Genomic DNA, 9614 nt, shown 5'->3' with positions numbered 1-9614 from the left:
CTTTGCCATCCAAATATTCTAAAACGACTTTCTTCTTGAATTCAAAACTATGTTTTGCCATAAAAAATACCGACCTCCTAATCGTTAGATTTTGGTCTAACTTTTGGGGGTCGGTACAAGACCAAGGTCCTTTTAAATCTTACGTTAAGGCCAACGATGTAGTTAACTCAAATACGTGCTGAAACAACGGGTTTCTCGCCAAGTGTTATGCGAACTAGCAGACACCCTGCGCCATCATTGCATTTGCAACCTTGAGGAAACCGGCGATATTTGCGCCAAAGACCAGGTTGCCGGGGTGGCCGTACGTTGCTGCGGCCTCTGAAGCAGCGGTGTAGATGCTCTCCATGATTCCCTGCAGCTTGGAGTCCACCTCTTCAAACGTCCAAGACAGGTGCTCGGCGTTCTGGGACATCTCAAGACCGGAAACAGCTACGCCACCTGCGTTTGCAGCCTTTCCAGGTGCGAAAAAGACGCCGTTCTCGATGAGGTAATTGGTTGCCTCGAGGGTGGTTGGCATATTAGCGCCCTCAACGACGTACTTGGTGCCGTTAGCAACAAGTTTCTGCACGTCAGCAAGCTCGAGCTCGTTCTGAGTTGCGCATGGCATAGCGACGTCACACTTCTGACTCCAAGGACGCTCGCCTGGGAAGAAAGTAGCAGAAGGACGTGCGTCGGCGTACTCCTTGATGCGTGCGCGACGAACCTCCTTGACGTCTTTCAGCAGCTCAACGTCAATACCCTCAGGGTCATAGACATAACCTGAGGAGTCAGATACGGTCACAACGGTTGCTCCCAGCTGCTGTGCCTTCTGGGCAGCGTAGGTAGCGACGTTTCCGGAGCCGGAGATGCAGACCGTTTTGCCCGCGAGCGAATCGTTCTTCTCGGCAAGCATGTGGGTGAGGAAGTAAACTGCGCCGTAGCCGGTTGCTTCGGTGCGAGCGAGGGAGCCGCCGAAGGAGAGGCCTTTGCCGGTCAGGACGCCGGTCCACTCGTTGCGAAGGCGCTTGTACTGGCCAAACATGTAGCCAATCTCGCGCGCGCCAGTGCCAATGTCACCAGCTGGCACGTCGGTGTTTGGACCAATGTGGCGAGCAAGCTCAGTCATAAAGGACTGGCAAAACGCCATAATCTCGCGGTCAGACTTGCCCTTTGGATCGAAGTCAGAGCCGCCTTTGCCGCCGCCCATTGGAAGCGTGGTCAGAGAGTTCTTGAAGATTTGCTCAAAGCCGAGGAACTTCAGGATAGAAAGGTTAACTGTTGGGTGGAGACGAAGGCCGCCCTTGTAAGGTCCAATTGCAGAGTTAAACTCGATGCGGTATCCGCGATTAACCTGAACGTTGCCAGCGTCGTCAATCCAGGGGACGCGGAACATAACAATGCGCTCTGGCTCAACAAGACGCTCTAGCAATGCGGCTTTCTCGAACTCTGGATGAGCATCAAGTGCAGGTTGGATGGTGGTAAGAACTTCTTTTGCTGCCTGGATAAACTCAGGCTGATCTGCGTAACGCTCTTCAAGCTGTGCGATTACCTTAGATGAATAGCTCATGAAACCCCTTTCGAAGTGGTTACGAATAGCATAGTCATCCAATGTTTCGATTACATAACAAAATAGAAAAATCTGATAGACAAAAATTAGTTCAAAAAAGATTGCAATTTATTCTTGCTCTTGGGCGATTTGTCACCTATACTTTTCTCTCGGCTCGGGGTGTAGCGCAGCTTGGTAGCGCAACTGCTTTGGGAGCAGTGGGTCGCTGGTTCGAATCCAGTCACCCCGACCATTTTTTCTTTTTGCTTTACCCTTGCGGCGGTAGTTCAATTGGTAGAGCATCAGCCTTCCAAGCTGACTGTTGCGGGTTCGAGTCCCGTCCGCCGCTCCATAAAATTTCCTATTTTAAATTATCCCTGTTCAAAGCATAATTCTGAATATTTATCCCACCTCTTGTTTCTTCATGGGTCTGGTGGTTTTTAGACGAGTTAGCAATTTTGCCACGGTTATTTCTGTTTTCACAGACATCTTATTAGCAATTTTCCTCATTACTTGTCATGATCAACTTTTGATTTATTTCCTTGAATATTCATGCAATTAAATTCATTTCCATGAATACGTAATTTTTGAGCTCAAAATTATGTTCCGAAAAAGGTAAAAAACGCGTTTAGTTGGAAATGAAAATTGAAAAATAGACGTTTTATCTCCAACTAAAACGATTTTTTACCGCCTCAAAAACTTTTATCTGGGCAAACGTTGTATGTAGAAAAATGAAATCTCCAACTAAACGGATTTTTTACCGCTTGAGGATATCTTTTGCCTCAAACAGTGTTGATTGCACAGACTGCGCAGGTCAACGCCCAACTAAGCGTCTACCCTGCTCTACTTTACCAGCAAAAAAGAAGGCTGTGCGAAGCACAGCCTTCTTTGCACTTGTGAGCTACACATCAAAACTAACGACGAACCTTTACAGAGTACGCAAGACCAGAAGCAATAATACCTGCAGCTGCAAGTGCGCTTGCAATGGACATTGCATCGCCGGTATCTGGCAGGTTAGACCTCTTCTTCTTAGGAGTCTTAGGCTTTGGCTCTGGATTAGGATCCGGCGTTGGGGTTGGTGTAGGAGTGATTGGCTTATCTGCCGTAGTAACTTCTACAGGAACAATGGTCTGGTCTGCAGCATTGAATGTTGCAAGAGCTACCGTAAATGGAATCTGATTTGCATTGAGTTCATATCCCTCTGGAGATGCAGTCTCAACCAGGTAATAATCGCCTGGCGTCAGATAGAATTTATCTCCATCCTGATAGATACCCTTAGTCAGCAAATCTGCAGTTGCCGCAGTGTTCTGAACCAATGTAGTCAGCTCAGTCTTTGTAAGAACATCTCCGGATGTAAAGGTACCGTCTGCGCCAGTAGTAAGCCCCTCTTTAACCAGTGTGCCATCAGCCTTGTATAGGCTATAGGTTGCACCAGCAACAGGCTTGGAAGCATCATCAGAGTCAGTCTTCACAAGCTTCAAAGGAGAAGGAACTGCACGATACGTGAGGTAATACTGCCTAGTACGGTTTACAGAACCGTCTGCATTGAAGCCAGGAGCCAAAACGGAATTATCGCGAGGACCAGAGTTATACGTACCAATTGCAAGAGATGTTCCCTCTGGAACGTCGATATCGTTTGCAATATAAACGTAAGAATCACCAGGTCCCGCAGCCTTGATCTCGTCGACTGACTTACGAACAGTGGTTAGCAACAGGTTGGTTGAAGGATCGGTCTCAAACTTATTACCGCCAGCAACAGAGTCATCTGCAGTAACGCCAGCATACTCAGGCATATACACGACATGACCCTTTGTGTTGTAACGAGCAGACACCTGACGATCCTCAAACGCTGCAGAAGTTGTATACGTAGCAGCAAGATCATCAAGACCAAGAACGCTCACTGCGCCATTACCATAAATAGGAAGACCAGCATTTCTTTGAGCAATAGGATCACTGAGGCCAAGGCCGTTAAGCTGCCTGTATGCAAGATCGTCGACATAGTGATACACAGCCGTTGCTGTATCAATAACTCGCGCAGGATAACGCTTGGTGTATGCGTGAGTGCCTCCCCAAGATTTCTTAATACCACCCTGAATTCCCAGCTGATAAGACCTATCAGAGATGTTCAATGGCGCGGAGAACTCAATATACTGACGAGCTGTAACTGGTGCAGTAAATACAGCAGCGGGCTCCTCATATGAAGAACCACCCATGATGGACTGGCCATTTACCTTGACAGTGAACATCAAATTGGTCTTTGGACCACCACCCGAAAGAGCACCTGTTGCATCCATTGGCTTGTACGTATCAACAGCAGCATGCGCCGAAACAGCCACCTTACGCAGGCCATAACCATTTGAATCATTGTGTGGGAAGTTGATCAGATTCTCTGCATCGCCGAGAAGGACGTAGTAAGCACGAATTTCTCCGCCCTCGGCAATCATCTGCGCAACAGAATATTTAGTTGGATCCATGTCCAACTTGAGCGCAGTTCCATCAGGCTTTACCCAGTAATAACGCGCGATGACACCCGTACGGTCCTCTCGCGGTTTGGCGGCCTGAGCAGTAATCTCTGCCTGAATTTCAGCATCTGAAATAAAGTCAGGGAATGGATTTGCCACGGTCTGCGTACCGTCAAGCGGAGCGCCGTCCACATCTTCGGAATAAACTGTTGGGTCAGCAGCAAATGCTGTGTGTGGCAGAGCAAACGCTAAAATTGCACCCACAAATAGCATAAGAATTGCTAAAACCGTAAAGCGAGAAAATCGAGTGCTTCTAACGCTTCTAACAGAAGTGCTGTTCATACATCCTTCTTTCAGCGTGAAGGGTGAATATTTATGTATATACCATAGCTCATTTCTTGTCATTTATGCAGATGAGACCAAAACAGATGATATTTTTGTTCATTAAATCGCTAGAGGAACACATTTAAGCGGCCTAGACTACTGGTCTAGGCCGCTTATTAAGTCCGCTTGTTAAGACTACATTAGACCGCTGGCTTAAGTGTCGGTTTGCTGGTCCGTATTACTTACATCTACTTATCAGGAGTAAGGTGCCAAATCTCATTGTTATATTCGGCAATAGTTCTATCAGATGAGAACGTTCCTGCCATACCAATATTTACAAGAGACTTCTGAAGCCACGCTCTCCTATCCTCATAATCATCGAACACGTGCTCTTTTGTTGAAATGTATGCTTCCAAATCAAGCAGCGTCATAAACCAGTCTTTTGAGCACAAGTTTTTGTGAAGACGCTCCAGGCGCTCCTCATTTCCAAGAGAAATAAACTCTGGGCTAATTAAGAAATCAACGAGTGGTTTAATCTGGGGCTTCTTATAAAACTCTTTTGCTTTGTAACATTTGTGCTCATAAAGGCTTACAACCTCATCACTCGAAGCACCAAACGTGTAGATATTCTCCTTGCCTACCAAGTCGGCAATTTCTACATTTGCACCATCAACTGTGCAAACGGTAACAGCGCCGTTAAGCATGAACTTCATGTTGGAAGTTCCAGAAGCCTCCTTGGAAGCCAGTGAAATCTGCTCAGAGATATCTGCTGCTGGAATAACGTGCTCAGCGGCAGTAACGTTGTAATTCTCGATCATTATCACCTGAAGATATGGTGAAACATCTGCATCGTTTGCAATCAAAGACGAGAGAACAAGAATTGCATGAATGATATCTTGAGCAGCCACGTATGCTGGTGCAGCCTTACCGCCAAAAATGACAGTAATAGGATGCTTTGGAAGGTGTCCAGACTTAATATCAAAATATTTCCAAATCAAATAAAGCAATAGCATTTGCTGACGCTTATATTCGTGGAAACGCTTCACCTGGACATCAATAATGGAGTCGGCATTAACTTTTGTATCTTGATTGTCCAGCAAAAATTTGACCATTCGATCTTTTGCTGCTTGCTTTATTTCCTGCAGCTGATTGAGGACTTCTTCGTTATCGCGATACTCTAAAAGCCCCTCGAGATGAGCGGTTGTTCTCCAATCATCTCCTAATAACGCATCAAGATACTCGGCAAGCTCGGGATTACAACCCATTAGCCAGCGACGGAAAGTGATTCCATTAGTTTTGTTAGAGAATTTCTCTGGGTACAAATCAAAGAATGGCTTAAGCTCTGTCTCTTCCAAAATCTTAGTATGAAGCGCTGCAACACCATTGATACTAAAGCCGTAATGAATGGCAAGGTTAGCCATGTGAACTTTCTTATCAATGATGACTTGTACACTTGGATCTGCAACGGTACTACGGATGTGTTCGTCAAGCTTTTTGATAATCGAAGCAATCTTTGGAGAAACTTCTTCGATAAATTTAAGAGGCCATTTCTCAAGAGCTTCTGCCAAAATCGTATGATTTGTGTACGCGACCAATGAAGAAACAATGTCTACAGACTCTTCAAACGAAATATCGTATTTCTCAGTCAAGATACGAATAAGCTCTGGAATTACCATTGTGGGGTGCGTATCGTTAATCTGAATCACAACATAGTCAGCGAGGTCATGAACATTACTGCCGCGCTCAACCGCCTCTTTAACGATCAGCTGTGCAGCATTTGAAACCATAAAATATTGCTGATACACACGAAGAAGCTGACCGTCTTCGTCCGAATCGTCAGGATACAAAAAGAGCGTTAGATTCTTTTTTAAAGCAGTCTTATCAAAATCAATAGCGTCATCAGAAACTAGTGATTCATCAATACTTTGCAGGTCAAACAAACGAAGTCTGTTTTTCTTTGTTCGGCCATATCCCAAAACATCAATAGAATAGAGCTCAGATGTCACCGAGAAATCTCTAAATTCCACGGTAAATGATGTCTTCTCGTCTTCAAGCCACTCATCATCAGCAAGCCAAGCATCTGGAACGGCAGTTTGCTGTCTATCTAAAAACTGCTGATGAAAAAGGCCAAAATGATACTTAAGGCCTACACCATCGCCTGGCAGACCAAGTGATGACATGGAGTCGATAAAGCATGCTGCCAATCGACCAAGACCACCGTTACCAAGTGAAGGCTCAACTTCAATCTCTTCGATGTCTTCGAGCGAATGGCCTGCTCTAGAAAGCTGCGATTTTACTTCGTTATAAATTCCCAGATTGATGAGGTTATTTGAAAGCAGCTTGCCAATCAGAAACTCTGCGGAGATGTAATAGAGCCTCTTCTTACCATTATTTAACGGAAGAGCTTCCGACTTACTCTTAACCACTTGAAGCAGTAATTCAAAAACCTGCCTGTCAGTAATTTCAGTCAGAGGTTGGTTAAATTGTTGAAGAGATAAAGTGTCTAAGTTCATTACTTCTCCTCTTTGTACACTCTGAAGTACATCTCAGTAATAGTTCTTAAGAAATCTTCTGTATGACGCGTAATGGCTCCTTGCTTCATACGCCAACACCAATTACCTCCAACAGTGGCTGGAACATTCATACGTGCAGAATCATCTAAGCCGAGAAGATCTTGCATGGTGTGAATACACGTGTCACTCACAGAAGCTGCAATTCCACGTGAAAGCGCCTCACCAATTGGCTCATCTTTTGAGCGATGAAGGTAAATATCTGCCTGTTCACGCTCTCTATCAGTAGCCTGAGTTTCATACCAACCACGAGCAGTTGGATTATCATGCGTTCCCACATAAGCAATAGTATTTGCAGTGTAATTGTGAGGAAGATCTCTTGAATCATGCTTTCCATCAAATCCATACTGCAAGATTTTCATTCCTGGGAAACCAGTTTTGTCTCGCATGGCGATAAGCTCTGGTGTAATTAAGCCAAGGTCCTCTGCAATGATTGGAAGCTTACCCAGCTGCTTTTCCAGTTCCTTAAACAGCTCCAAATCTGGCCCTTTAGTCCATTTGCCTTCTGTAGCATTTGCAGCTCCGTAAGGAATCTCCCAGTATGCCTCAAAGCCCCTAAAATGATCGATTCGAAGCACATCAAACATCTCAAGATTTGTCTTTACTCGCCAAACCCACCATGCATAATGCGATTTCTTCATATACTCCCAGTTATAAATGGGATTTCCCCAATATTGTCCAGTTGAAGAAAATTGATCTGGAGGAGTTCCTGCAACCGTAACGGGACGTCCAGTTTCATCCGTTTTAAACAGTTCTGGCTGTGCCCACATCTCTACAGAATCGCGCGAGACATAAATGGGAAGATCACCAATTATAAGTACTCCCCTTTTATTGGCATAAGTCTTAACCTTTGCCCATTGAGTAAAGAAGAAATACTGAGTCATCTTGTGATACAAAACTGACTTTTGCAGTTTCTTAATTTCTTTTGCAGTAGTCTCGTTTCTGTGCTGATAAAGTTCTGGCCACTCCCAGTAGGCTTTATGTCCAAACTCTTCCTTTAGAGACATGAACTCCGCATATGGATCAAGCCATTCTGCATGATCATGACAGAACTTCTCAAAATCAGCAGGAACATCTTGCATAAACCTATCAAAGGCACGGTTAAGTAAACGACGATGATTTACAAAAAGCGCACCATAATCAACGCAAGTATTGCTAGTTCCAAAAGAAATATCTTCAAAGTCGTCTGACTTTAAATATCCAAGTTTCTCAAGATCTTTTAAATCTATATAGTAAGGACTTCCCGCTGCAGCAGAAAAAGACTGATAAGGAGAGTCACCATAACTTGTGGTAGTAAGAGGCAAAACCTGCCAATACCTTTGTTTTGTCCTGACGAGAAAATCAATAAAATCGAAAGCTTCTTTGCCAAACGTGCCAATCCCATATGAATTTGGAAGAGAAGAAACGGCCATAAGTACTCCGCTTGCTCGTCCCATAGTTGCCTCTTTCACAAAAAGAGTACTGGCTTATCTTTACAAGATAAGCCAGTACAAAGCTTTAATACTTGACTAGATTATCCTGCGTATTCTTATCAAAGAGATGAACAGCATTGTCTTCGAATTTAAACCACACTTCATCACCAATTTTGAGGTCTCGTTTTGCAAGTTCAGTTGCTGGAACAATAAGGACAAAATTACCGTCTTCAGTATGAACATGAAGGTGAACAGTAGAGCCCATAAGCTCACTTACCTCAAGATTGCCCTTGAAAGCGCCAATTCCATTTGGCTCAGTCAAATAAATTTGCTCGGGCCTAATGCCGACAATGACATCTGTTGCTGGCGCAGCAACCCAAGACTGTGCTAACAGATTAGCCATCTCAGGAGAAATTTCAAATGACATGTTTTCTGTCTCCACATGGAACTCATTGTCCACGCGAATAAGATGTGCGTTAAAGAAATTCATTTGAGGCATGCCAATGAAGCCAGCAACAAAGAGATTAGCCGGTCTATTAAACACTTCTTGTGGTGTTCCAATTTGCTGAACAAAGCCATCCTTCATAATGACAATGCGGTCGCCCAAGGTCATAGCTTCTGTTTGGTCATGTGTAACATAGACAAAGGTTCCATCAACCTTCTGACGAAGCTTAATAATCTCTGTACGCATCTGGTTTCTTAGCTTTGCGTCAAGGTTTGAAAGTGGCTCATCCATCAAGAAGACTTTTGGATCACGAACAATTGCACGACCAATTGCAACACGCTGACGCTGACCACCGGAAAGTGCCTTTGGCTTACGATCAAGATATGCCGTGATGCCTAATGTTTCTGCAGCTGCACGGACTTTTTGATCAATTACTTGTGGGTCAACCTTCTTAAGCTTAAGGGTGAACGCCATGTTGTCATAAACGGTCATATTTGGATACAGCGCATAGCTTTGGAAGACCATTGCGATGTCTCGATCTTTTGGTGCAACATCATTGACAAGCTTTCCATCAATATAAAGCTCGCCAGCAGAAATATCTTCTAGGCCTGCAATCATGCGAAGCGTAGTAGATTTGCCGCAGCCCGAAGGACCAACAAGCACCACAAACTCGTGCTCCTTGATAGTGAGATTGAAGTCTTGAACAGCGACAACACCCTCTTCAGTCACCTCAAGGTTGCTCTTTTTCTGCTCAGTTTTCTTACCAAAGAGAGACTTGCTCTTCTTCTCATTTGGGTAAATCTTTTTTATATTCTTTAAAACGATTTCTGCCATGATAAAAACCTTTCAGAAATGCCTATAGCTTGCTGCAATACA

General features: G+C 44.4%; 5 protein-coding genes and 2 tRNA genes. 2 read left to right on the top strand and 5 right to left on the bottom strand.

The annotated features are described in order from the left end of the window. Positions 1 to 214 precede the first annotated feature (214 nt). The gene (gene gdhA, locus HMPREF1493_RS04520; RefSeq protein WP_035428128.1) at positions 215 to 1546 is read right to left on the bottom strand and encodes an NADP-specific glutamate dehydrogenase; all 1332 of its coding nucleotides are present in this window, start codon (positions 1544 to 1546) and stop codon (positions 215 to 217) included. Between the two features lie 155 nt (positions 1547 to 1701). Here gdhA and HMPREF1493_RS04515 point away from each other — a divergent pair. Further along, positions 1702 to 1778 (top strand) — tRNA-Pro (locus tag HMPREF1493_RS04515). A gap of 23 nt (positions 1779 to 1801) precedes the next feature. Further along, positions 1802 to 1877, top strand: a tRNA-Gly gene (locus HMPREF1493_RS04510). Between the two features lie 562 nt (positions 1878 to 2439). Here the strand turns inward: HMPREF1493_RS04510 and HMPREF1493_RS04505 are convergent. From HMPREF1493_RS04505 to HMPREF1493_RS04490, 4 genes are all read right to left on the bottom strand, one after another. Continuing rightward, positions 2440 to 4329, bottom strand: coding sequence for a SpaA isopeptide-forming pilin-related protein (locus HMPREF1493_RS04505; protein WP_035428126.1), 1890 nt, complete (start codon positions 4327 to 4329; stop codon positions 2440 to 2442). A 230-nt stretch (positions 4330 to 4559) separates the two neighbouring features. Further along, on the bottom strand, positions 4560 to 6824 hold the full coding sequence (locus HMPREF1493_RS04500) for a glycogen/starch/alpha-glucan phosphorylase (protein ID WP_035428125.1): 2265 nt from the start codon (positions 6822 to 6824) through the stop codon (positions 4560 to 4562). Next, entirely contained in the window at positions 6824 to 8317 is a 1494-nt protein-coding gene (malQ, locus tag HMPREF1493_RS04495) for a 4-alpha-glucanotransferase (protein ID WP_035428124.1), read from the bottom strand. The genes HMPREF1493_RS04500 and malQ overlap by 1 nt, the downstream gene beginning before the upstream one ends. 61 nt (positions 8318 to 8378) lie before the next feature. Then, positions 8379 to 9572 (bottom strand): ABC transporter ATP-binding protein, encoded by a 1194-nt coding sequence (locus tag HMPREF1493_RS04490; RefSeq protein ID WP_035428122.1) that lies wholly within the window; start codon positions 9570 to 9572, stop codon positions 8379 to 8381. Between the last annotated feature and the right edge of the window lie 42 nt (positions 9573 to 9614).

It is taken from the genome of Atopobium sp. ICM42b, from assembly GCA_000564995.1.
Taxonomy (GTDB): Bacteria; Actinomycetota; Coriobacteriia; order Coriobacteriales; family Atopobiaceae; genus Lancefieldella.
This window is presented reverse-complemented; position numbering and strand designations above follow the sequence as displayed.

Bases quoted from the DNA above. Each gene is read 5' to 3' on its own strand.
- gdhA (WP_035428128.1), bottom strand. From the start codon at position 1,546: ATGAGCTATTCATCTAAGGTAATCGCACAGCTTGAAGAGCGTTACGCA.
- HMPREF1493_RS04505 (WP_035428126.1), bottom strand. From the start codon at position 4,329: ATGAACAGCACTTCTGTTAGAAGCGTTAGAAGCACTCGATTTTCTCGC.
- HMPREF1493_RS04500 (WP_035428125.1), bottom strand. From the start codon at position 6,824: ATGAACTTAGACACTTTATCTCTTCAACAATTTAACCAACCTCTGACT.
- malQ (WP_035428124.1), bottom strand. From the start codon at position 8,317: ATGGGACGAGCAAGCGGAGTACTTATGGCCGTTTCTTCTCTTCCAAAT.
- HMPREF1493_RS04490 (WP_035428122.1), bottom strand. From the start codon at position 9,572: ATGGCAGAAATCGTTTTAAAGAATATAAAAAAGATTTACCCAAATGAG.